At 64.3% G+C, this 23,639-nt stretch carries 21 protein-coding genes, 2 tRNA genes and 3 pseudogenes; 16 read left to right on the forward strand and 10 right to left on the reverse strand.

Annotated elements, in window-relative coordinates; all coding sequences use genetic code 11:
* Position 1: 1 nt before the first annotated feature.
* From xylA to WJW29_RS00725, 4 genes and pseudogenes are all read right to left on the reverse strand, one after another.
* Positions 2 to 1,339, reverse strand: a complete 1,338-nt coding sequence (gene xylA, locus WJW29_RS00710) for a xylose isomerase (protein ID WP_011259480.1) — start codon at positions 1,337 to 1,339, stop codon at positions 2 to 4.
* 47 nt (positions 1,340 to 1,386) lie between these two features.
* Entirely contained in the window at positions 1,387 to 2,880 is a 1,494-nt protein-coding gene (gene xylB, locus WJW29_RS00715) for a xylulokinase (RefSeq protein WP_011408872.1), read from the reverse strand.
* Positions 2,877 to 4,006: pseudogene (locus WJW29_RS00720) on the reverse strand (glycoside hydrolase family 95 protein). The gene xylB and the pseudogene WJW29_RS00720 overlap by 4 nt, the downstream one beginning before the upstream one ends.
* Before the next feature lie 91 nt (positions 4,007 to 4,097).
* Positions 4,098 to 7,001 (reverse strand): TIM-barrel domain-containing protein, encoded by a 2,904-nt coding sequence (locus tag WJW29_RS00725; RefSeq protein WP_011259484.1) that lies wholly within the window; start codon positions 6,999 to 7,001, stop codon positions 4,098 to 4,100.
* A 253-nt stretch (positions 7,002 to 7,254) separates the two neighbouring features.
* Between WJW29_RS00725 and WJW29_RS00730 the strand changes: the two are divergent.
* Positions 7,255 to 7,605, forward strand: a pseudogene (locus WJW29_RS00730) (relaxation protein); the annotation flags it as partial.
* A 197-nt stretch (positions 7,606 to 7,802) separates the two neighbouring features.
* Here the strand turns inward: WJW29_RS00730 and WJW29_RS00735 are convergent.
* Positions 7,803 to 8,774, reverse strand: coding sequence for a LysR family transcriptional regulator (locus WJW29_RS00735; RefSeq protein ID WP_011408874.1), 972 nt, complete (start codon positions 8,772 to 8,774; stop codon positions 7,803 to 7,805).
* Positions 8,775 to 9,186: 412 nt separating this feature from the next.
* Here WJW29_RS00735 and WJW29_RS00740 point away from each other — a divergent pair, with 412 nt between their 5' ends.
* The 5 genes from WJW29_RS00740 (at position 9,187) to fdxA (ending at position 13,150) form a co-directional block, all read left to right on the forward strand.
* Positions 9,187 to 9,819: a 2-dehydro-3-deoxy-6-phosphogalactonate aldolase gene (locus WJW29_RS00740; protein WP_011259487.1), complete on the forward strand. Its 633-nt coding sequence runs from the start codon at positions 9,187 to 9,189 to the stop codon at positions 9,817 to 9,819.
* A complete protein-coding gene (gene dgoD / locus WJW29_RS00745) occupies positions 9,816 to 10,964 on the forward strand; it encodes a galactonate dehydratase (protein WP_011408875.1) in 1,149 nt (382 codons plus the stop codon). The genes WJW29_RS00740 and dgoD overlap by 4 nt, the downstream gene beginning before the upstream one ends.
* Positions 10,958 to 11,869: an SMP-30/gluconolactonase/LRE family protein gene (locus tag WJW29_RS00750; RefSeq protein WP_011408876.1), complete on the forward strand. Its 912-nt coding sequence runs from the start codon at positions 10,958 to 10,960 to the stop codon at positions 11,867 to 11,869. The genes dgoD and WJW29_RS00750 overlap by 7 nt, the downstream gene beginning before the upstream one ends.
* Complete coding sequence (locus WJW29_RS00755) at positions 11,866 to 12,744, forward strand: 2-dehydro-3-deoxygalactonokinase (protein ID WP_011408877.1); 879 nt, start codon at positions 11,866 to 11,868, stop codon at positions 12,742 to 12,744. The genes WJW29_RS00750 and WJW29_RS00755 overlap by 4 nt, the downstream gene beginning before the upstream one ends.
* Positions 12,745 to 12,826: 82 nt before the next feature.
* On the forward strand, positions 12,827 to 13,150 hold the full coding sequence (gene fdxA / locus WJW29_RS00760) for a ferredoxin FdxA (RefSeq protein WP_011259490.1): 324 nt from the start codon (positions 12,827 to 12,829) through the stop codon (positions 13,148 to 13,150).
* 124 nt (positions 13,151 to 13,274) lie between these two features.
* On the opposite strand, the gene WJW29_RS00765 is transcribed toward fdxA, so the two are convergent.
* The gene (locus WJW29_RS00765; RefSeq protein ID WP_011408878.1) at positions 13,275 to 13,793 is read right to left on the reverse strand and encodes a hypothetical protein; all 519 of its coding nucleotides are present in this window, start codon (positions 13,791 to 13,793) and stop codon (positions 13,275 to 13,277) included.
* A gap of 16 nt (positions 13,794 to 13,809) precedes the next feature.
* On the reverse strand, positions 13,810 to 14,718 hold the full coding sequence (dapA, locus tag WJW29_RS00770; protein ID WP_011259492.1) for a 4-hydroxy-tetrahydrodipicolinate synthase: 909 nt from the start codon (positions 14,716 to 14,718) through the stop codon (positions 13,810 to 13,812).
* 93 nt (positions 14,719 to 14,811) lie between these two features.
* Here dapA and WJW29_RS00775 point away from each other — a divergent pair, with 93 nt between their 5' ends.
* The 9 genes and pseudogenes from WJW29_RS00775 to WJW29_RS00815 all read left to right on the forward strand — a co-directional run bounded on the left by WJW29_RS00775 (position 14,812) and on the right by WJW29_RS00815 (position 20,323).
* Entirely contained in the window at positions 14,812 to 15,438 is a 627-nt protein-coding gene (locus tag WJW29_RS00775) for a glycine cleavage system protein R (RefSeq protein WP_011259493.1), read from the forward strand.
* An 11-nt stretch (positions 15,439 to 15,449) separates the two neighbouring features.
* Positions 15,450 to 15,800 (forward strand): ribonuclease E inhibitor RraB, encoded by a 351-nt coding sequence (locus WJW29_RS00780; protein WP_011259494.1) that lies wholly within the window; start codon positions 15,450 to 15,452, stop codon positions 15,798 to 15,800.
* Positions 15,801 to 15,837: 37 nt separating this feature from the next.
* The gene (locus WJW29_RS00785; RefSeq protein WP_011259495.1) at positions 15,838 to 16,320 is read left to right on the forward strand and encodes a peroxiredoxin; all 483 of its coding nucleotides are present in this window, start codon (positions 15,838 to 15,840) and stop codon (positions 16,318 to 16,320) included.
* Positions 16,321 to 16,402: 82 nt separating this feature from the next.
* On the forward strand, positions 16,403 to 17,800 hold the full coding sequence (locus WJW29_RS00790) for a PhoH family protein (RefSeq protein WP_011259496.1): 1,398 nt from the start codon (positions 16,403 to 16,405) through the stop codon (positions 17,798 to 17,800).
* On the forward strand, positions 17,800 to 18,282 hold the full coding sequence (locus WJW29_RS00795; RefSeq protein ID WP_011408879.1) for a hypothetical protein: 483 nt from the start codon (positions 17,800 to 17,802) through the stop codon (positions 18,280 to 18,282). Before WJW29_RS00790 ends, WJW29_RS00795 begins: the two co-directional genes overlap by 1 nt.
* A gap of 84 nt (positions 18,283 to 18,366) precedes the next feature.
* Positions 18,367 to 19,176 (forward strand): bifunctional hydroxymethylpyrimidine kinase/phosphomethylpyrimidine kinase, encoded by an 810-nt coding sequence (gene thiD, locus WJW29_RS00800; RefSeq protein ID WP_011259497.1) that lies wholly within the window; start codon positions 18,367 to 18,369, stop codon positions 19,174 to 19,176.
* Positions 19,173 to 20,036 (forward strand): annotated as a pseudogene (locus WJW29_RS00805) (alpha/beta fold hydrolase). The gene thiD and the pseudogene WJW29_RS00805 overlap by 4 nt, the downstream one beginning before the upstream one ends.
* Positions 20,037 to 20,076: 40 nt before the next feature.
* A tRNA-Arg gene (locus tag WJW29_RS00810) sits at positions 20,077 to 20,153 on the forward strand.
* 93 nt (positions 20,154 to 20,246) lie between these two features.
* Positions 20,247 to 20,323 (forward strand) — tRNA-Arg (locus tag WJW29_RS00815).
* A gap of 167 nt (positions 20,324 to 20,490) precedes the next feature.
* Here WJW29_RS00815 and WJW29_RS00820 read toward each other — a convergent pair.
* Positions 20,491 to 21,477 (reverse strand): DedA family protein/thiosulfate sulfurtransferase GlpE, encoded by a 987-nt coding sequence (locus WJW29_RS00820; RefSeq protein WP_011259500.1) that lies wholly within the window; start codon positions 21,475 to 21,477, stop codon positions 20,491 to 20,493.
* 44 nt (positions 21,478 to 21,521) lie between these two features.
* The gene (locus tag WJW29_RS00825; RefSeq protein ID WP_011259501.1) at positions 21,522 to 22,466 is read right to left on the reverse strand and encodes a LysR substrate-binding domain-containing protein; all 945 of its coding nucleotides are present in this window, start codon (positions 22,464 to 22,466) and stop codon (positions 21,522 to 21,524) included.
* Positions 22,467 to 22,602: 136 nt separating this feature from the next.
* Between WJW29_RS00825 and WJW29_RS00830 the strand changes: the two genes are divergently transcribed.
* Positions 22,603 to 23,304: a pirin family protein gene (locus WJW29_RS00830; RefSeq protein ID WP_011259502.1), complete on the forward strand. Its 702-nt coding sequence runs from the start codon at positions 22,603 to 22,605 to the stop codon at positions 23,302 to 23,304.
* Between the two features lie 145 nt (positions 23,305 to 23,449).
* On the opposite strand, the gene WJW29_RS00835 is transcribed toward WJW29_RS00830, so the two are convergent.
* Positions 23,450 to 23,635: a hypothetical protein gene (locus WJW29_RS00835; RefSeq protein WP_012444564.1), complete on the reverse strand. Its 186-nt coding sequence runs from the start codon at positions 23,633 to 23,635 to the stop codon at positions 23,450 to 23,452.
* Between the last annotated feature and the right edge of the window lie 4 nt (positions 23,636 to 23,639).

Consider the following 23,639-nt stretch of genomic DNA (forward strand, 5'->3'; position numbering starts at 1 on the left):
ATCAACGCGTCAGATACTGATTGATCAAGTTTTCGTACGCTTCCTGGCGGCCGCTGATCTGCTTGGGCGCATTGCCGGCGGCATGTGCGGCCAGATCCGCCAGCGTGATCTTGCCTGCGGCAAAGTCGGCGCCGGTACCATTGTCGAAGCTGGCATAACGTTCGGCGCGCCACTGCTCCAACGGCGAGGACGTCAGCAGTGCATTGGCCACTTCCAGCCCGCGTGCGAACGCGTCCATGCCGCCGATGTGCGCCAGGAACAGGTCCTGCGGATCGGACGATTCGCGACGCACCTTGGCATCGAAGTTCAACCCCCCCGGTGCCAAGCCACCCTGACGCAGCACTACCAGCATCGCACCAACGGTGTCGTACAGATCGGTCGGGAACTGGTCGGTATCCCAACCGTTCTGCGGGTTGCCGCGGTTGGCATCGATGCTGCCCAGCAGGCCGGCATCGGAGGCGACCTGCAGGTCATGCTCGAAGCTATGGCCGGACAAGGTGGCGTGGTTGGCTTCGATGTTGAGCTTGAAGTCCTGATCCAGACCGTGCTGACGCAGGAAACCGATCACGGTCGCGCTATCAAAATCGTACTGATGCTTCATCGGCTCCATGGGTTTTGGCTCGATCAGGAAGTTGCCGGTGAAGCCGATGCTGCGGCCGTAGTCGCGCGCCAGGGTGAGGAACCGCGCCATGTTGTCCTGCTCGCGCTTCATCTGCGTGTTGTGCAGGCAGGCATAGCCTTCGCGGCCGCCCCAGAACACGTAGTTTTCGCCGCCCAGCTCCACCGTGGCATCGATCGCGGCCTTGACCTGCACCGCCGCACGCGCGACGACGTTGAAGTCCGGGTTGGTCGAGGCACCATTCATGTAGCGCGGATGCGAGAACAGATTGGCCGTGCCCCACAGCAGCTTGATGCCGGTGTCGGCCTGACGCTGCTTGGCAACACCCACCATGTGCTTGAGGTTGCTCTCGTATTCGCCGATGTCATCGGCATCCGGCGACAGGTCGATGTCGTGGAAGCAGTAGTACGGCACGCCGAGCTTGGTGAAGAACTCGAACGCGGCATCGGATTTGGCTTCAGCCCGCGCCAGCGCGCTGTTGCCCACATCCCACGGATACGCACGCGTACCCGGGCCGAACGGATCGGCGCCATTGCCGCAGAAGCTGTGCCAGTAGGCCACGGCAAAGCGCAGATGCTCGGCCATGGTCTTGTCGCCAATGGTCTTGTTGGCATCGTAGACCTTGAACGCGAGCGGGTTGTCCGACTCGCGGCCTTCGAAACCGATCTTGCCGATGCCGGGGAAATATTCTTTCGCGCCGATGTAGACGGTGTTGCTCATGGGGTGAGACGTCCTTACTGCTGGGGAAGTTTCAAAAAAAAGATCGATCAGCTAGCGTAGAGCGGGCTGACGACATGCAGGTGCTTGAGGAAGGTCTGATAGTGCTGCTGATACTGGGCCACACGCTGCGGGTTGGGCTGTGCGGCAAGCGCGTCGTCCACCTGCAGGTGCTCCAGCACCACATCCGCCAACGCCGCATCGCCACCATCGGCGCGCTCGCAAGCCCACAATGCCTGCAGTGCCGCACCGAACGCAGCACCTTCGGGCTGGGTTGGCACCACGACCTGCAGGTTGAAGATGTCGGCCACCATCTGCCGCCACTGCGCGCTCTTGCTGCCGCCACCGGTGAGCAGGATGGTATCGAACTGCAAACCCGCAGCAACAAAGGCATCGAAGCCGTTGCGCAGGCTGTAGGTAGCGCCTTCCATCGCGGCGCGATAAAAATGCGCGGCGGTGGTGTTGTGCAAATCCATGCCGAACAGGCAGCCACGCGCGGCCGGCAAATCCGGGGTGCGCTCGCCGTTGAAGAACGGCAGCAATACCAATCCGTCCGCACCTGGTGCGGTGTCGGCGATCATTGCCTCGGTCTGCGCGCGGGTGATGGAGAACATGTGCATCACCGCCTCGGTGGCGACCGTGCAGTTCATCGTGCAGATCAACGGCAACCAGCCGCCGCTGGAGGAGCAGAACGCGGCCCAGCGTGCCTGATCGTCCACCACCGGATGATCGGCGTAAGCGAACAAGGTGCCGGAGGTGCCAAGGCTCATGGTCAGACGCCCGGGTACCACATTGCCGGTGCCGATGGCGGCCATCATGTTGTCGCCACCGCCGGTGGTGACGCGCACGCCGGCCGGCAAATTCAATGCCTGGGCAGCGGCATCGGACAACGTATAGACCGCGCCGGTTTCCACCAGCGGCGGTAATGCATCGCGCAGGTCGCGTTGCGCGTCGACCGCACGCAACATGCGCTCGGACCACTGCCGCGTGCGCACGTCCAGCCAGCCGGTACCGGAGGCATCGCCGACTTCGGCAAAGCGCGCGCCGGTCAGCCAGAAGTTGATGTAGTCGTGCGGCAGCATCACCGTGGTCATCGCTGCATACGCGTCGGGGCGATGCTTGCGCGTCCACGGCAATTTGGAGGCGGTGTAGCCGGCCATGATGGGGTTGCCTGCAGCCGCAACGCTGCCGGCCGCGCCGCCAACGGCATCCATGATTTCGTCGCATTCCAGCGCAGTGCTGGTATCGCACCACAGCTTGACCGGCGCGGTGACGCTGCCGTCGGCTGCCACCGGCACAAAGCCGTGTTGCTGACCCGACACGGAGATGCCGCGCACGCGTGCACGCAACCCGCCTTCGAGCTGCGCGAAGCAATGCACGATGCCGTCGATCCACCACTGCGCCTGTTGCTCGCGGGTGCCGTCGTCGCGGCTGATCAGCTCCATAGGCGCTGCGATGGTGGCGACCACCGCGCGATCCTGCGGATCGTAGGCCACCAGCTTGACGCTCTGCGTGCCTACATCCAGTCCTACGTACAAGCTCATTGCGTCACCCATCGGTTGTTGTTGAGTCCCACTTGCTGGGTGCGGCCTGCGCCCAGGTCCAGGTCCAGGGTCTGCCCAGCGTAGGACAGTTGATAGCGCCCGCCACGCACGCTGCCACGTCGCCACGCCTTGGGCAAGGCCGGCAGCAGAAACACGCTGCCGGCCCAACGTTGCAGCAGTATTTCGGTAATGCCGGCGGTGCTGCCGAAGTTGCCGTCGATCTGGAATGGCGGATGTGCGTCCAACAGATGGGGATAAGTACGATCTGGCGAAATCAGCAGTTGCAGGATGCGGTAGGCATGCTCGCCATCGGCCGGCCGCGCCCACAGGTTCAGGCGCCAGCTCATGCCCCAGCCGGTGGCGTTGTCGCCACGGATTTCCAGCGAGCGCCGTGCGGCGGCAGCCAGTTCGGGAGGATCGCGCGGCTTGATCTGGCTGGACGGATGCAACGCGTACAGATGCGAGACGTGGCGGTGACCTCGCCGTTTTGCGGGCTGTCGATGCCCACACGCAACGAAATACCGCCAGGGTGGTCGCACGACAGGCCTACCACGATGCATTGCGCTTGCGCAGAGACGAACACCTCGCGCCGATGCACCGCGCCGCCGGAGCGGAACGTGGTGGTTGCCACCGCAGTGTCCAGATCGAGCTGACGGCGGTAGTCGCTAATGCCATCGGCGCGATCGAAATCCAGCAACAGATCGCCCAACGGTTGATACGGCATTTGCTTGAGCGGACGCGAGAGCAGCTTGGCATCGGCCAGTTGTTCGGCTTCTGCATAGCGCCCTGCAAAGATCAGCGCACGCACCTGCGGCAAGGCCGCCAATGCGTCCGGGCTGGTGGCATCGTAGGGCCCGCCTGCGTACAGTGTGTCTTCGTTGAGTTGCAGGCGCTCGTGGGCGATACCGCCCCACATCATCGCGCCCAATCGCCCATTGCCGACCGGCAGGGCTTCCACCCATTCGTTGGCCGGTTGGGGGTAGCACAGCTGCAGGGCCTCGGCCGCTGCAACAGGCGGCAGCACGGCCTTCTTCGAAGATTGCGCGGCCTGTGTCGCCGCCGGCACGGCGCCCAGGACCGCGATGGCGTCCCCGGTTGCCTTGCACAGCTCGCGAGGGGTCAGCACGGCCACCGCCGTGCTGACTGACCGGAACCGCCCGCGCCTGCCTTGCGACGTTCCGGCATCTGCTTACTCGGTGACTGAAGACAGCCTGCGATCATCGGCGACGCGCTTTGCCGGACGCAATCTTGCGCTGCAACACGCTGACCGCCTTGCCCTCGTACTGGATGCTGGTATCGGTCTTGGGCTGCAGCGCACCGGCATCGTCGCGCGGGCCATCGACGAAGCGCACATTAATGGTGCGTTTGGCCTGCATGCCGGTCCAGCTGCCCTCGCGCTTGCCGATGCTCAGCTCGCCCTTGGCCTGGCTCCAGACCAGCGCAATGCGGCTGAACTCGCCCTTCTCGTAGCCGTAGCCCTTGCCATCGTCTTCATACAGCGAGAACTGGCCATCGGCACCGGTATAGACCATTACAGTAAGCGGTGCGTCGGGCTTCTGGTCCACGTATTCCTGCACCGGTCCGGTCGGCACGATGGAACCGGCACGCACGAACAGCGGCATGCGTTCGATCGGTGCGGCAGCAATGATGCTCTGGCCACCTTCATAACGCTTGCCGGTAGCGAAATCCAGCCAGCTGCTGCCGGCCGGCAGATACACCTGCCGCGAGGTGGCGCCGAAGCGGGTCACCGGTGCGACCAGGAACGCCGGCCCGAACAGGTACTGGTCGTTGATGTCGCGGACCTTGGGGTCGTTCGGGAAGTCCATCATCATGCCGCGCATGATCACGCCATCGCGCTGGTAGGTATCGCCGGCGAGGCTATAGAGGTATGGCAGCAGCGCGTAACGCAAACGGTTGTAGTACGCCATGCTCTCGTAGAACGGCGTGCCTTCGGGAGCGATGTTCCAGATTTCGCGGTACGGAAACTGGCCGTGCGAACGGAAGATCGGCACGAACGCACCGAACTGGAACCAGCGCGTGTTGAGCTCTCGCCATTCCGGCAGGTGCGCCGGGTCATGGTCTTCGTAGCGCTTCTCCACCGCAAAGCCGCCGATGTCGAAGGTCCAGTTGGGCAAGCCCGACAGCGCCATGTTCACACCACCAGAGATCTGGTCGCGCATATCGTCCCAACGCGAGACGATGTCGCCGCTCCACACCGCCACAGCATTGCGCTGGGTGCCGGCGTAGCCCTTGCGCGAGAGGATGAACACGCGCTTGTCGTCGGCCGCACGGTCGCCCACGTACACGCCATGCGTGTGCGGCAACGGGTAGGAGTTGAAGTATTCGGTGGACGAGCCCAACGCGTTCGGCGTAGTCCGTGCCTTGCGCTCGGCGATGTCCAGGTTGGAATGCACGTCCGGCTCGTCGGCGTCCATCCACCAGGCATCGAAGCCCTTGCTGTTGAGCTTTTCGTCGATCTGGCGCCAGTACATGGTCTGCGCCTTTTCCGAATATGGGTCGTAGAAGGAGTTCTTGTAGCCCTTGCCGATCCAGTCCAGTTCACCCACTTTCACATTGCGCTTGAACATGAAACCGGCAGCGTCCAGTTCCTTGTAGTTGGCGGTGGTGGGATAGAACTTGGGCCAGATCGAAATCATGATCTGCGCATGCATGTCGTGCACGGCCTTGACCATGCCATCGGGATCCGGGAAGTGCCCGGGATCGAAATCATGCGAGCCCCATGCGTTTTCCGGCCAGTACGACCAATCGAGCACGATGTTGTCCAGCGACAATCTGCGCTTGCGGTATTCGGCCACCGCGCCCACCAGTTCGTCCTGGCTCTTGTAACGCTCGCGGCTCTGCCAGAAGCCATACGCCCACTTGGGCAGCATCACCGACTTGCCGGTGAGTTCGCGATAGCCGGCAACGGCCTGGTCGTACGAATCGGCAGAAACGAAGTAATAGTCGATCATCTGCCCGGCTTCGGACCACAACGACAGATCTTTGGCTTCGGCCGCCGGCAGCGGGTCGCGGTGCAGCAGCGCGATGTAGCTGGGGTCGATCAGGTCCCACTCGAGCTTGACGGTATGACGCGTGCCCGGCTGCAGATCGAGCGTGAATTCGTGATTCCACGGGTTCCAGTTCTGGCGCCAGCGGTCGACGACCAGCTTGCCGTCCACATACAACCTGGCGTATTCGCTCGAATACAGCGAGAAGGTGTGTTCGCCACCGGTGAGCGCTTCGATTTCGCCCTCCCAAGTGACGTGCATGCGGCTGTTCTTGTCCTTGGTGATCGCCGTCTTCGGGTACTTGGGCAGGTTGCTGAGGTACTGGTAGTTCACCTCGCTCTCGCGGCGCTCGAGGATCTGCTTGCCATTGATTGCGTAGCGTGCGGTCAGCGCGCCGGCCTTGCCCTTGGCGTCGTACACCTTCAGCGTTTTCGGCAGCGGCTGCAGGCCGCGCGGATCGCCCAGGCGGGTGATCGCATTGTTGTCCCACAGCAGGCCGTAGTGACGGCTGGACACCAGGTACGGCACCGCCATGTCGATGTTGTTCTGCTGCAGCTCGACGTTGCGACCCTTCTGGTTCATCCAGCCTTGCTGATGCTGGCCGAAGCCGTACAACGCTTCGTCATCGGGCGACTGGAAGCGCTGGCGCACGCTCAGGTACTGCTTGTCCTCCACTTTCAGCGGCGCAAAGCTGCGCCCGCCGGCCACTTCCGACAGCACCGTCTTGCCGTTGGCATCGGCAAAGCTGACATGGCCATCCACGGTGGACACGGTGGCGGTGACCTTGCCGGTCTTCAGCTGCACGCTGTCGCCCTGCTCGGCAATCTGGAATGCGCCATCGCCCTGCACCGGCACGCGCATCAGGCTGGGGCTGCGGGCGAAGTCGCCGTCCGGATCCGCACTGACACGGATGATGCCGCTGTCGACCACTTGCAGGCGCACCGGTGCGGCGCCCTTGGCGCTCGGCACCACGGTGACGCCATCGGCGGCCTTGCGTACTTCCTGCGCATGCGCGGCATTGGCCAACAGGGCCAGCGACAGCGCCAGGCAGTGGGCAAGCGGGGTACGCCGGTTTGCAGGCGCGGCGCCGGCGGAACGGAGGGTGGTTTGCATGGTCACTCCCTTGGAATTGCGCAACCTCGACGGTGGTCTAGGCTATAGCGATGTGCCACAGATGGAAGCGAGGGCGCGCGCTGCCACGTATCGCTTGGCAGGTCACAGGACAACAAGGGCAATCACGTGCGCTGAGCACATGGCGGGAAGCAGGCTGCCGTAGGCCACTGTTTCCTTCCAACAGGCGGCCCCATGGCTGTGCGACCGCATTGCATCCCGCAGCACCGAGCAGCACACCTGCTGCTGTGCGCCACGACGTCTCCCCGGTTTCGAGAAGCGGTTGCAACTCGCCGGTAGCTTGATCGGGGGAGGTGCGCAGTCGCTGTCAGATCAACTCAAGCGCATCGAGCGGGCGCAGCGCCTGTTGCTGTTGAAAGGCGCGACGGTGGTGGTCGGAAGTCTACTGGTGTTGCTGGGCGGTGGCGGATGGTTGCTGGCCCATTATCGCCAGCAAATCGAAGACAATCAGTTGCGTGCGGAGCTGTTGCGGGCCTACAACGCCGCCGACGTGACGCTGTGCAACGACCAGCTCTGCGCCAACGTGGAGACCAAGGGCCAGGCCTACGGCGATCACCGTCTATATCGGCAGGTCAAACCGCGCTGATTCCGGCGTCAGGCACCCAATGCCCCTGACGCCTCAAAGCAGGGGCGCCGCATTGTGCGCTATCGCACGGCTGTCGGCGACAGCCTGCGCTGGGTCGTCTTGCGGCGGGTCTTGATCGGGCCGAGGATGCCGCGGCCTAAAGTGCAAACATCCGCGCCCGTTGCCGTCGTCACCGTGAAATGGTTTTTCGAGGCCGGTCAGAGCGACGACTCCGGTGCCCTCAGACCGGGGTACAAACGCCGTGCAGTGGTGCGTAACGCCTGCAAAATGCGCTCGGCACCCGGTGGCAGGTTGTAATCGCGCCGACGGATGATGCCGAACGATTCCATCCGCACGCCCAGTTTGATCGGCAGCACGGTGAGCAATTTCGCCTGGATCAACGGCGCCACCGATTCCACCGGCAATGCAGTCAGCATGTCGGTGCCGCGCAGCAGGGTCGAGGTGACCGGCAGCGACGAGGTTTCGATGGCATTGGTTGGCGCCTGCACGCCATGCTCCATGAACATCGAGTCCAGCCGCGCGCGCAGCACGCTATCGGCCGGCGGCAAGATCCAGCCATGCCGCACCAGATCGGCATGCTGCAGGCCGGCGCGGCTGGCCAGCGGGTGGCCGGCGCGGGCAATCACCGAATGCGGCTCGTCGGCCAGCGGCTCGAACGCCAGCTCGCCCACGCCTTCCGGCCCCAGGATGCGGCCGATCACGATGTCCAGCTGCCCATCCAGCAACTTGGCCACCAACGGACGGCTGTAGTCCATCTCCACCCGCACCAGGATGTCCGGGAACTCGCGCTTTACCTCGGCGATCGCTTGCGGCACCAAGTTGGTGCCCGGATTGACCACCGTGCCGATCGAGGCCTGGCCCATGCACCCGGCGCGCAGCGCGGCGATTTCTTCCTGCGCCCGACCGATCTCGGACATCGCGGCGCGCGCGCGTCGGATCAGCACGTGGCCATACCAAGTCGGTTCCACGCCACGGGCATGCCGCTCGAATAACTTCACGCCCAGCATGTCTTCCATTTCCGCCAACAGCTTGGACGCCGCCGGCTGGGTCATGCTAGCGGCCTCAGCCGCGCGCAACACCGAGCGTTGTTCATGCAAATGCAGCAATAGCAAGAGCTGGCGCGTCTTAAGACGGGCTGCGTTGAACCAGGGAATACCGGAAGTTGCCATAGCGTGCGGTTGCGGCGGTGTATTCTTCGGAGGAATAGAATAGGCCGAAAATTTCATTTGCAGCACATATTTCCCCGGGCAAGGCTATCCAATGCCGCAACGGGAGCCCCTACATCCCTGGCGCGGTGAAAACAGACGTGGCCTGCCCGTCCTCGGACGGCAACACGCACGCCAATATGCGGAGGTCGACAACGATGACGGCATCTGGCCCCTAATGCAGGCCGCAAGACCGCGCACGCGGGTCCGGGTGGCACACCGTCAAGGTCGGAATACATGACCTGCGTCGTCCCCCGTCCTCATCTTGAGCTGCGCGTCTGCCGCCGCGCCTCGCCCCGCAGTTGCGCAACCTCCCCCGACGGTACCAGCCACCCGGCCGCCAACCATTGCTTTCCGCTCTAGCGCGAGTAACCGCATGACTTCAGATACCACCGCCAGCCCGTTCGCCCTGCCCCTGGTCGCCATCCTGCGCGGCATCACGCCGGAAGAAACGCTCGACCATGTCGGCGCGCTGATCGACGCCGGTTTCGATGCGATCGAAATCCCGCTCAACTCGCCGCGCTGGGAGCAAAGCATCGCGCTGGCGCAACAGACCTTCGGCGAACGCGCCTGGATCGGTGCCGGCACCGTGCTGCGCAATGAAGACGTCGACACCCTGGTCGAGATTGGCGCGCGCTTCATCATCACCCCCAATACGCGCCCGTCGCTGATCCGCCATGCGGTGTCGCGCGGGCTGACCGTGGTGGCCGGCTTCGCCACTGCCAGCGAGGCGTTCGACGCCATCGACGCCGGCGCAACCATCCTCAAGCTGTTCCCGGCAGCGACCTATGGCGCCGCGCATGTGCGCGCCCTGCGCTCGGTGCTGCCCAAGCACATCCCGGTGTATGTGGTCGGCGGCGTCAGCCCGCAGACCCTGGCCGGCTTCATCGCCCAGGGTGCCGCCGGCGCCGGCATCGGCGGCGAACTGTACAAACCGGCGCAATCGCTCGAAACAACCCAGACGCATGCACGCGCCTTCGTGCAGGCCTACCAGGAACTGCAAGGATGAAGATCACCCGCCTCACCACCTACCACGCTGCGCCGCGCTGGTTGTTCCTCAAGGTCGAAACCGACGAGGGCATTACCGGTTGGGGAGAGCCGGTTATCGAAGGCCGCGCCCGTTCGGTGGAGGCCGCCGTACACGAACTGGCCGGCTATGTCGTCGGCAAGGATCCGGCGCGCATCAACGACCTGTGGCAGACCATGTACCGCGCCGGTTTCTACCGTGGCGGCGCCATCCTGATGAGCGCGATCGCCGGTATCGACCAGGCGTTGTGGGACATCAAGGGCAAGGCGCTGGGCGTGCCGGTATACGAGTTGCTGGGCGGGCTGGTGCGCGACCGCATGAAGACCTATCGCTGGGTCGGCGGCGACCGCCCGGGCGCGATCATCCAGCAGATCACCGACTACCGCGCGCTGGGTTTCGACACCTTCAAGTTCAACGGCACCGAAGAAATGAAGCTGATCGACAGCGCGCGCGCGGTCGACGCTGCGGTGGTCAAGGTGGCCGAAATCCGCGAAGCCTTCGGCAACACCATCGACTTCGGCATCGACTTCCACGGCCGCGTCGGCGCGCCGATGGCCAAGGCGTTGCTGCGCGAACTCGAGCCGTTCAAGCCGCTGTTCGTCGAAGAGCCGGTGCTGGCCGAACAGGCCGAGTACTACCCGCGCCTGGCCGCCAGCACCTCCATTCCGCTGGCCGCCGGCGAGCGCATGTTCTCGCGTTTCGAATTCAAGAACGTGCTGTGTGCCGGCGGCATCGGCATGGTGCAGCCGGACCTGTCGCATGCCGGCGGCATCACCGAATGCGTCAAGATCGCCGCGATCGCCGAAGCCTACGATGTCGGCTTCGCGCCGCACTGCCCGCTCGGCCCGATCGCGCTGGCTGCATGCCTGCACGTGGACTTCGTCTCGCACAATGCGGTGCTGCAGGAACAGAGCATCGGCATTCATTACAACGAAGGCGCCGACCTGCTCGATTACGTCATCAACAAAGACGATTTTCACTGCGTGGATGGCAGCATTGCCGCCCTGCCCAAACCCGGGCTCGGTGTGGAGATCGACGAAGACATGCTCAAGCGCGCAAACGAAAACCCGCCCGACTGGCGCAACCCGGTGTGGCGCCACAGCGATGGCAGCATCGCCGAATGGTGAGCACGCCCGAACACACCGCCGTGCTGGCGGTCGACAGCCGCTGCACGCACGGCGAAGGCGTGCTGTGGTGCGCACGGCGCGAGGCGCTGTACTGGGTCGACATCAGCGAAAAACGCCTGTGGCGGCACCATCCGGCCAGTGCGCAATCGCGCCACTGGACGCTGCCCGACCGCCCGGGATGCATCGGCCTGATGGACGACGGTCGCGTGCTGGTCGCGCTGGCCAAGGCGATCGGGATTGTCGATCCGGACACTATCGAAGAAGACGTGCTGCCCTTCGAAAAACTGGCCGACGTGGAAGCGGACAATCCGCTCACGCGCAGCAATGATGGTCGCGCCGATCGCAACGGCAATTTCGTATTCGGCACCATGGACGAACACGACACCAAGGCCGCGCGCGGAGCGATGTACCAGTTCTCGCTGACGCATGGTTTGCGTGCATTGCCGCTGCCAGGCGTATCGATCCCCAACTCGATCTGCTTCAGCCCCGACGGCCGCACGCTGTACTACTGCGACTCGGCGCGCCCGCAGATCCTGTGTTGCGACTACGACGCGCAGACCGCGCAGACCAGCAACACCCGCGTGTTCACCACGTTAGACCGCGACGATGCCGAACCGGACGGATCGATCATCGATGCCGAAGGTCACCTGTGGAATGCGCAATGGCGCGCGTGGCGCGTAGTGCGCTATCGCCCCGATGGCAGCGTGGAGCGCATCGTGCAACTGCCGGTCAAGCACCCCACCTGCAGCGCGTTCGGTGGCGCCGCGCTGGACCGCCTGCACGTGATCAGCTCGCGTCTGGACCATAGCGCCGAGGAACTGGCCCGTACCCCTGAAGCCGGCAGCTTGTACTGGTGCGATCTGCCGGTCGCGGGCTTGCCAGAGAGCTTGGTGGCCAGCGCGTGATCGCCATCGACTGGGGCACCAGCAGCCTGCGCGGCTACCTGCTCGATGCCGACGGCAAGGTACTTGAGCAGCGCCGTGGCAGCAACGGCGTCCTCGCCTGCCAGGGCCGCTTCGCCGAGGTACTGGCAGGCTTGGTCGACGGCTGGGACGGCCCGCTGCTGCTGTCGGGCATGGTCGGCAGCCGCAACGGCTGGGTCGAACAAGCCTATCTGCCCTGCCCCACAGACACTCGCTCGCTCGCCCTGGCGATGCGCAGCTACGACGACCTGATGCCCGGTCGCACGCTGTGGTTCGTGCCCGGCGTGAGCACCGGCGGACAGGCCGGCGTGCCAGACGTGATGCGCGGTGAAGAAACCCAGCTGGTCGGCCTGATCGCCGCACTCGGCGACGGCGCGCACGTCGCCTGCCTGCCAGGTACACACAGCAAATGGGCGCGGATCGGCAACGGCCAACTGACCGGGTTTGCCACCGTCATGACCGGTGAGCTGTACGCCGTGCTGTGTCAGCACAGCATCCTCGGCAAGCTGATGGAGGACGACCACGCCGCGCTGGACACCGATGCGTTTGTGCAGGGCATCGACCGCAGCGCCGCCCCCGGCGGCCTCAGTCACCACCTGTTCGGCACCCGCACACTCGGCCTGTTCGAACGGCTGTCGTCCGCGGCGCTGCCGTCCTACCTCTCGGGTCTGCTGATCGGCCACGAACTGCGCGAGCACCGTGGCGACCACGCCACCGTGCACCTGGTCGGCAGCCCTGGTCTGGCGCAACGCTATGCCCTTGCGCTGCAGCACCTGGGCGTCGAAAGCCAGCTGCACCCGGAAGATCTGGCGGCGGCGGGGCTGTTCGCACTGGCCAGGCAGCTCAGGCTGGCCTGACCAGCCATCAGCAAAACATCGACAACCCCACACCCATCACGCGACTGCTTTAGAATTGGAAGGCTAGACGCCGGATTCCGCCATGCCTTTTGTTGTCACCGAAAACTGCATTAAGTGCAAATACACCGACTGCGTCGAGGTCTGTCCGGTGGATTGCTTCCACGTCGGCCCGAACTTCCTGGTCATCGACCCGGACGAGTGCATCGACTGCACCCTGTGCGAGCCGGAGTGCCCGGCCAACGCGATCTACCCGGAAGATGACGTGCCAGCAGGCCAGGAAGGCTTCGTCGCGCTCAACGCTGAACTCTCCAAGGTCTGGCCGGTACTGACCGTGCGCCAGGAACCGCTGCCCGATGCCGCCGAATGGGATGGCAAGCCGAACAAGTTGCCGCTGTTGCAGCGCTGAGCTGCACGACCGGACGCAACGCGTTCACACTGCCGGGCGCGTCCGCAGAGCAATCGCAAATTCCCACCAACGCAAAACGGGCGCCTGAAGCGCCCGTTCTGCTATCCAGCACACTGAACCGGCCTCAGCCGCCCAGCTTGCCCTTGAGCGCGGTGATCACCGCCACCGGCGCTGCCGCCGTCGCCGGCATGCCACGCGGATCCACTGCCGACACGTAGCTGCCCGCTTGGACCTTGACCACGCGCACCAGGAAGCTGGAACCCTCGTAGCTCACGTCGTAGGAACCAAGCATCTGCGCCTTGCTGGCGATGGTCAGACCCGGGATGTCGGCCAACGCTGCGCCCACCTTGCCGAACACCTCGTCGCGCTCGCCCGGCACGGTGAACCCGCTATTGGCGCTTGCCGACGGCGGCGTGTTGGCCTGCTGCTGCGTGGTCGACGCCAGCGTCGGCACCTTCATCGCACCGGAGGTGTCGGGCAGGTTCAGATCCGGCGGCACTTCCAACGGACGGGCTTCCGGGGCCAGCGCATAGTCGCCGCGCGCGCCCTTGTGAAACCAGCTGCAACCGCTCGTGGCGGCGACAGTGGCGCTCGCCAGCAACGCGAGCGACAGCACGCGGACGGAGGAAACGGAATGACGCATCGATAAATCTCCTGGGTCAGGCCGCGAGCATTTCGCGGCTGGAAAGCGCTTCCAACGCAACGGCGTCGGCGGCAAGGCGGTCGGCGGCAGGCTGGTGCGCCGCAGAAAGGGGTAACAGCGGCAAGCGCAGGCCATGGCCGATCCCGGCACGCTGCAGTAGCGCCTTGACCGGGATGGGATTGGATTCGATACCGCAAAAGCTGTGGTACTCGCTCAGACGCGCGTCCCACGCAGTGGCAGCCTCGCGCTGGCCGTCGCGGGCCAGATCGCACAGGCGCCGGTACGCCGCCGGCAAGGCATTGGAGGCCACCGAAATCAGCCCGGCAGCGCCGGACAGCATCGATTGCGCTGCGCTGCCGTCGTCGCCACTGAGCACCACAAAACTATCGCTGCGCAGCGCCACCAGCGCGGCCACACGCCCGGGCTCGCTACGCGCTTCCTTGATGCCGACGATATTCGAATGCACCACCAGCTCGGCCACCGTCTCCGGCAGCAGGTCGCAACCGGTACGGCCCGGCACGTTGTACATCACCACCGGCAGGCCGCCGTGATCGGCTATCGCCAGAAAATGCGCTTTCAGTCCGGCCTGGGTCGGACGCACATACGGCGGCGTCACGACCAGCGCGTATTGCGCGCCCAGCGCTGCGGCGCGACGCGTCTGCGCAATGGTCTTTTCAGTACCAGACAAGCCGGTGCCGGCCAGCACCGGCACGCGGCCGGCCACCTGGGCAACGGCAGCGCGCAACAGCGTGTCGTATTCGTCCTCGCTCAATGCCGCCGCTTCGCCGGTGGAGCCAGCGACCACGATTCCCTGCACGCCACCGTGCAACTGCTGCTCCAGCAGCCGCCGCCATGCATCCAGGTCGAGTGCGCCATCGGGACCGAAGGGGGTCGCCAGGGCGGTGATGATGCCGGAAAGGGACAAGATTCTGCTGCTCTTACGTGACAGGAAAAGGCCCGCGCGGGCACGGGTTGAAACCACCTGCATGTTACTTGCGGCGCGAAACCACGGGCAAGTATGCTGGTCACCGCCAGGGCGCCTGCCCGGGCGGCCATTCAGCCTGATGCAATGCCGGAAGCCCCTTTGACCGACTCTACCCCCCGGCCTTCGCCGACCGAAAATCACCTCCTGATCAACGCCTACACGACGCATCCGGAGTCCCCGTTGTTGCCCGTCACCCGCCGCATCGCCGACAGCGGCTGTAATCTCTTGGACGCTCGCCTGGCCACGGTGGGGCGCGACGTCTCTGTCACCGCACTGGCGACCGGCTCCTGGGATTCGGTTGCCAAGCTCGAAGCCATGCTGACCCGGCTCGAACGCGAAGAAGGCCTCAAGCTGGTGTGGTACCGCACCGGCCCCAAACAGACCCAGTCCAACCTGCTGCCTTACATTGTCGAGGTCATCGCTGCCGACAAGCCGGGCATCCTGTTCCAGCTGGCCGATTTCTTCGACCGCCAGGGCATCACCATCGAAAACCTGCAGAGCACGCGCTACCTTGCCATGCAAACCGGTGCGGAGATGTTTTCTGCGCAGGTAACGATCGGTGTGCCGGCCAACATGCACATCGCCGCATTGCGCGATGATTTCCTGGAATTCTGTGATCACCTCAATCTCGACGCGATCATGGATCCGATGAAGTTCTAAGGCACCCATCCATGGCCATCGCGATGTCCGCGCTGAAACAGATGTTCGACCACATCCGCTCCGAGACCGACTGGAATCTGGACGGCCCGCTGCGCTGGGAATATTTCTTCGCCGACCCGGCGCAGGAACCGCTGCAGAAACTCGCCGAGCAACTGACCCAGGATGGCTACCGCGTCATCGATATCTTCCTCGGCGAACGCGACGAAGACGATGGCGACGATGAACAGTCGTACTTCCTGCATGTGGACAGGAAAGAGCACCACACCATCGAGTCGCTGAATCAGCGCAATGCGCAGTTCGACGCACTTGCCAAACGTTTCCATGTGGCTGCTTATGATGGGATGGACGTCGGCCCGGCATGACCGCGCCGTGCGCACCTCCACTTTGGGCTGAGCAACGATGACCGACGCTATGCTGGAATTACCCGCTGCAACTTTCGACCTGCCGCTGGCGCTGTCCGGCGGCACCCAGACCACGCTGCGCGGCCATGCCGGCAAGTGGTTGGTGCTGTACTTCTACCCGAAGGACAGCACGCCTGGCTGCACCACCGAAGGCCTGGACTTCAACGCCTTGCTGCCGCAGTTCAAAAAGGCAGGCGCGGTCGTGCTGGGCGTCTCGCGCGATTCGGTGAAATCGCACGACAACTTCTGCGCCAAACAGGGCTTCACCTTCCCATTGATCAGCGACAGCGATGAAGCGCTGTGCCGCGCCTTCGACGTGATCAAGGAAAAGAACATGTACGGCAAACAGGTGCTCGGCATCGAGCGCAGCACCTTTTTGCTATCGCCCGATGGGCATGTCGTGCAGGAATGGCGCAAGGTCAAGGTGGCCGGCCATGCCGAGGCCGTGCTGGCCGCAGTAAAGGCGCACGCCAAACAGTGACACCGCCGGCTTCCCGTGTCCTCCATCACCCTGCAGTTGCAGGCGTGATGGCTCGCCCCTGCTCCATCACTTGGAAGACCCAATGACCCGAGGCAAGCGCATCTACGTGCTGGACACCAACGTGCTGATGCACGATCCCACCGCGCTGTTCAAGTTCGAGGAACACGATGTGTTCCTGCCGATGCAGGTGATCGAGGAGCTCGATAACGCCAAGAAGGGCACCTCCGAAGTCAGTCGCAATGCACGCCAGGTCAGCCGTTTCCTGGACGAATTACTGGAAAACACCAATGCCGACCAGATCCAGACCGGCATCCTGCTGAGCCATCCGCAAGGCATCCAGCTCAAGGGCCAGGCCGCGATCGGCCGCCTGTTTTTCCAGATCAAACCGATCGATCCGGGCCGCACGTTCGGCGCGATGCTGCCGGACAACAAGATCCTGGCCTCGGTGCTGGCGCTGCGCGAAGAAAATCCGGATGTTCCGGTCATCCTGGTGTCCAAGGACATCAACCTGCGCATCAAGGCCTACATCAGCGGCCTGGTCGCCGAGGACTATCAGAACGACCGTGCGCTGGACGATTTCAGCCTGTTGTTTACCGGCGCCATCGAGCTGCCGGAAGACTTCTGGCAGAAGCACAACGAAGACCTGCGCAGCTGGAACGAACGCGGCCGCACCCATTACGAAATCGTGCTGGCCGAGGATGAAGATTGGTACCCGAACCAGTACCTGTACCTGCCCGGCGAAGACGAAGTGGAGCTGCGCGTCGCCAAGGTTGGCGGCGGCAAGTCCACGCTGTGCCTGGTCGACGACTTCCGCAACACGCAGCACGCGGTGTGGGGCATTGCCGCACGCAACCGCGAGCAGAATTTCGCGCTCAATGCGCTGATGGACCCGGAAATCGACTTCGTCACCCTGCTCGGGACCGCCGGCACTGGCAAGACCTTGCTCGCACTGGCCGCCGGCCTGGCGCAGACGATGGATCAGCAGCGTTACCGCGAAATCATCATGACCCGCGCCACCGTCAGCGTGGGCGAAGACATCGGCTTCCTGCCCGGTACCGAAGAAGAAAAGATGACCCCGTGGATGGGCGCGCTGACCGACAACCTGGAAGTGCTCACGCACAACCAGGAAGGCGGCTCGTGGGGCCGTGCGGCCACCAACGACCTGCTCGCCAGCCGCATCAAGATCCGCTCGATGAACTTCATGCGCGGCCGTACCTTCCTGTCGCGCTATCTGATTCTGGACGAGGCGCAAAACCTCACTCCCAAACAGATGAAAACGCTGATCACCCGCGCCGGCCCCGGCACCAAGATCGTGTGCCTGGGCAACGTCGAGCAGATCGACACGCCCTACCTCACCGAAACCACCTCGGGCCTGACCTACGCGGTAGATCGCTTCAAGGCATGGCCGCATAGCGCGCATATCACGCTGCGTCGTGGCGAGCGCTCGCGTCTGGCCGACTTCGCCTCGGAGGTGTTGTGATGCACGCACTGCGCGGCGCGGTGGCGCTTGCCGTGATCGCACTGGCTGGCTGCGCCACCACGCAGGGGCCGGCCAGCGTGCCGACCAACCTCAAGAACGGGCAGTCGTGGATCATCACCCGGCAAGGCGTTGCCGAACAGGTGCTGCAACCCTGTTCGCGGGACAGTCCGGCGAAGCATCCCGGCCAGATCAGCGGCTATTGGGCGCCGAGCCATCAGCAGATCGAACAACTCGAAGCGCGGCAGGATGCGTTGACGCCCACCATTGCCGAGCCGCGCGAGTTCGACCGCCAATACGTGGGCGTGGTGATCCAGGGCCGGCAGTTGATCTACATCAACGCCTTCAAGCTGCCGAATACGCCGGAGGTGAAGCCGGCCACCGAGGCGATCCAGGTCTGCGATGGCGGCAGCATGTTCTGGGGCGCGCTGTACGATCCGCAGACCGGCGCGTTTTCGCAGATTGCGGTGAACGCGATACGGTGACGCTGTTGTCGCGATGGACCGGCGCAACGTGGTGTCGACACACCGATTCTGCACAGCCGCAATCCGGCAGTGCAGAATCGGCAGATGACCACGCCCAGCACGCTGTCTGCATTGACCATCGCCGGTTCCGATTCCGGCGGTGGCGCCGGTATCCAGGCCGACCTCAAGACCTTCGCCGCACACCGCGTGCACGGGTTGTCGGCAATCGCCGCATTGACCGCACAACACACTCGCGCCGTCACCGCCGTGCATATCCCGCCACTGCCGTTTCTGCAGGCGCAGGTGGATGCCTGCTTCGCCGATTTCGAGATCCAGGCGGTCAAGCTCGGCATGCTGTCCAATGCCGCCGTCATCCATTGCGTGGCCGATCTGCTCGAACGGCATCGCCCACCATTCGTCGTGCTCGATCCGGTGATGGTGTCCACCAGTGGCGCACGCCTGCTCGAAGATGCCGCGCTGGATGCGCTGCGCACGCGTCTGCTGCCGCTGGCCACGCTGATCACGCCCAATACGCACGAAGCCGAGCTACTGATCGGCCGCCGCGTCGACAGCGCCGATAGCGCCGAACGCGCCACCGCCGCCCTGCTCGATCTGGGCGCGAATGCGGTGCTGCTCAAGGGCGGACATCTGCATGAAGGCGCGCGTGTACTCGATCGCTTCGATGACGGCGTGACCCAGGATGTGTTCATGCATCCGCGCCTGCAGGTGGATGCGCATGGCACCGGCTGCAGCCTGTCGGCGGCGATTGCCGCGCAGCTGTGTCAGGGCCTGTCGTTGCTCAATGCCTGCGAAGCGGCCATCGATTACGTTGCACGCGCCATCTGCCTCGGCCAACGTCCCGGCCATAGCGATGTACTGGTGCTCGACCACTTCGGCGCAGCACCCAGCGCATGAGCGTGCAGACCGATACCTTGCTCGCCAGCGCTGCAGATGGACACCGATGGCAGGTGATTCGCTGCGCGCCACCGCAACCAACGGCCACCCTGCTGTGACTGCCCGCGTTGGGCGTGGCAGCGCGGCATTACCAACCCTTCGCACATGCCCTCGCGCCCCTCGACGTCGCGGTGTATCTGCACGAGTGGCGCGGCAGCGGCAGCAGTAAGCTGCGCCCCTCGCGTGAGCACGATTGGGGCTATCGCACGCTGCTTGCAGATGATCTGCCCGCCAGCCACGCCCTGCCCGATCTGCACGACCCGTAGCTTCCGCGCCTCATCGGCGGACACAGCCTTGGCGGTCAGCTCGCGTGCTGCCATGCCGCGCTGCACCCGACGCATTTCGCCCAGTTCTGGCTGGTGGCCAGCGGCTCGCCATATTGGCGCAATTTTCCCCCGCCGATGCGCTACGGCCTGCCGGTGGCATTTGGGCTGTTGCCGTGGCTGGCACGCAGGCAAGGCGTGCTGCACGGGCGCAAGCTCGGCTTCGGCGGCACCGAAACGCGCAGCCTGATTCCGATTGGATGCAGGTCGGCCGCGGCAGGCGCACCATGGGATCTGGAGCAGGCACTGGGCCAACTACGCGTGCCGATCCGCGCGGTGACGCTTGCACGCGATACGGTAGGTCCCGCAGGTGCGCTGCGTGCATTACTCGACAAAATGCCGCAGGCACACGCGGCCCACGTAACCTTGGACGATAGGCAACTGGGCACGCGCAGCGATCATTTCGCCTGGATGAAAACGCCTGCGGCCGTGGTTGCTACGCTGCGCAGTGCGTCTGACGATGCCATCAACGGCGATCGAATTTCACAAAGGGATTGACGGGCACCTCGCTCATCGGCATAATTCCGCTCCTGACGAGGCGCCCGTAGCTCAGTTGGATAGAGTACCTGGCTACGAACCAGGCGGTCGGGAGTTCGAATCTCTCCGGGCGCACCATCTTCAGAGCAAAAAAAGACAGCATTCAATCGCTGTTTTTTCAGTTAAAAGATCTGATCGCACTGCGTCAGATGTGCAAGTCACACAAGACATGCGCCCGTAGCTCAGCTGGATAGAGTACCTGGCTACGAACCAGGCGGTCGGGAGTTCGAATCTCTCCGGGCGCACCAACCTTGAAGAAAACGGCCAGCTTGCTGGTCTTTTTTTTGCCTGTCGATGTTGCGGATGCAGATGACGGCGCGCATCGCGCCGTATCGTCGTGCGCTGCTCCAGCAGGCGGTGCCGTTCTCTAGCGAAGCGCTCGCCGACGCCACCGCGGGCACCGCATCCAGTGCAATCAGGCCGTGGCAGCAATGCTCGCGTCAGCAACCACCACTACCGGCAGCAGCGATGTCACCGGATGCCCGGCACCGCGCCATGCATCCAGACCGCCCAGCAGCGGCCGCACATCGCGATACCCACGCGCGCGCATCCGCGCGGCCAAGCACGCTGCAGACACTTCGTCCGGACACGCGCAGTAGATCACCACACTGCGATCGCGCGGCACGCTGGCAAGAATCTGCGCCAGCTGACGCTCATCGGCAAACACGGCGCCCGGAATCATGTAGGGCTGCAGATCGCGATAGCCCGGTGCACGGATGTCCAGCACGGTCGGCCGCAGGCCCTCTTCGCCATCCAGCAACGGCACAAGCTCATCTACCGCGATGCGCGCATGCTCCAGCGATCGCAACAGGCTGTACCGCCGCCAGCGCCAACCGACATAGCAGGCCAGCAACGCCGCCAACACCACGACCGCGCCCGAGCCGAGTTCGGACAAAAAGACGAGCACGTCCTGCACCTGGTGCGCGAACACGGCGCCCACACTCAAGCCGACCAATGCCCACAGCGATGCTCCGAAGGCGTCGTATCGCAGGAACGCCGCAGGACGCACCCGCATCGCACCGGCCATCGGCACCGACACCAGCGACAAGCCGGGCACGAACTTGGCAACTGCCAGCACTCGCACGCCCCAGCGCGAAAAGAAGCGCTCGGTCTGCTTCATGCAGCTATCGCGCGACAGCGACAGTCGACACAGCGACTGCAGGGTGCGATTGCCGAAGCGACGGCCAGCCAGATACCACGCCAGATCGCCCAACAAACTCGCCGATACGGAGACGGCCAATGCCGCAAGCCCGGCCAGCCAGGCATCGCTCCCTCCCTGCAACGCGTAGCTCGCACCGACCAGCAACAGGGTCGGCAATGCCGGAACCGGCAGCCCGAGTGACAACGCCAGCACGTTGGCGAACACCAGCGCCAATCCGTACTGTTCGATCAGGCCTTGCATGCGACGATCCTGCGCGACGGCGAGCCGCCATTATCCGCCTTCCCTCACCGCGGCGACTGCCCCGCGGCGACGGAACGATACGTTGCGGCCAAGGCGTGCAACCAGCTGTCGAACAGGCCCTCGCTGCGCAAAGCGCGTCGCCACCAGCCCAATGCCTCGCCCTCCTCGCCCGGCCGCCACGCCAGGTAGAAGGTTTCGTCGGGCTTGTGTGTTTCCACCTGCACCTCGCGCAACCGGCCGTCCTGCAGGGCCCCGCGTGCATACGGCTCGGGCAGAAAGCCGTAGCCGGCGCCAGCCAGCTGCAGCAGCAGCTTGGTGCGCATGTCCGGCACCGTGAGCACATCGCGACCGGACAGCAGCCCGACCGTGCGCGGCAGCAGGCGCCGCGCCGAGTCCGCCACCGCGATCGCGCGGTGTTCGGCCAGCTCGGCCGCACCCAGCACGCCCGCACTCGCCAGCGGATGCGTGGATGCCACGGCAAATACGAAGCGCAACGTGCCGATGGGCTCGGCCACATAGCCACCGCCACTGGGCCCCTCGCCCGCCGCCACGATCAGGTCCACGCGCCTGTCCAGCAACGCTTCCCAACCGCCCGATAACGACTCGCTCAGCACGCGCAGCCGCGTGCTGTCGGCCACGGTGTAGAAATCCAGGATCTGCGGCTGCAGCAAGGCCGCAGGCAGTACCGCATCCAGCCCGATCGCAACGTCCGATTCCCAGCCCGAGGCCACCCGGCGCACGCGCACCTCCAGCTCTTGCGCGGCGCGCAGCAGATGACGCCCTTCGCGCAGCAGTTCGCGGCCCGCCTGCGTGGGCGTAGCCTTCGGCCCCACCCGCTCGAACAGCTGCACGCCCAGATCCTCTTCCAGCTTGGCGACCGTGTAGGAAATCGTCGACGGCACCTTGAACAGCACCTTGGCTGCCGCAGCGAAGGAGCCACGGCGGTCGATGGCATCGAGGATCTGCAGCGCTTCCAGGCTGATTTTCATTGTTCGAAATTTTCGATGATAGCGGCCAAATCTACTCGCTTTTTCTCTTGCCTGCGAAGGCAGAGACTACGCATCAAGCCGCTGGGACGCCGATTCATCCCCCAGCGCCAATTCGAATCTTTCAAGGAGCAGCAGCATGTTGAATGTCCGCAAGAGCGAAACCCGTGGCCGCGCCGAGCATGGCTGGCTGTCCTCGCGCCATACCTTCTCCTTTGCCAGTTACCACGACCCGCGCCACATGGGCATCGGCCCACTGCGGGTGATCAACGAGGACAAGGTGCAGCCGGGCGAAGGCTTCGGCACCCACGCACACCGCGACATGGAGATCATCTCCTATGTCCTGGGCGGCGCGCTGGAGCATAAGGACAGCATGGGCACCGGCTCGGTGCTGCATTACGGCGATGTGCAGCGCATGAGCGCCGGCAGCGGCGTGACCCATAGCGAGTTCAACCACTCGTCCAGCGAGCCGGTGCACTTCCTGCAGATCTGGGTGATGCCCGAGCGCGCCAGCATCGAGCCGAGCTACGAAGAAAAGTACTTCGATGCGGACAGCAAGCGCAACCAGTTGCGCCTGATCGCCTCGCCGGGTGGTGAGAATGGTTCGCTGCGCCTGCACCAGGATGCGCGCTTGTACGCCTCGATCCTCGATGGCGAGGTGCGTCTCCAGCAGCCGCTGGCCGAAGGCCGCATCGGCTATGTGCAAGTGGCCCGCGGCAGCCTGAGCGTCAACGGCCAGGTGCTGTCGGCAGGCGACGCGATGCAGATCATCGGCGAGCCGGAAATCGTACTGGCCGATGCACGCGATGCCGAAGTCCTGGTGTTCGACCTGCCGAAGTAATCGGTCGCCCCTGAAAAACGCCATTCAATCAGCCACTGCCTGCGTTGACCGCTGCACGGCACGCAATGACATCCATGTGGACTTAGGTACTTGGCGCTTGCATCGCTGTGGGTTTTGCCTGTCGGCCCCCTTGAGGCGGGCCAGCTCATCGGGCTGTTTGTGCCTGACCATGGGTCACCAACCGAAAATCAAATTCTGCGGAAACGGGGGGCGAATTCATCACCGCCTGCTGCTCGGAGAGTTTCTGGATCGCTTCTTGCTTGGCGACCTTGTCCACCGCGCTCTTGGTCTGCAGGACGGTCGTCACCAACGCGATCGATGCCGTCGTCATGACC

Source organism: Xanthomonas sp. JL1 (assembly GCF_038405005.1).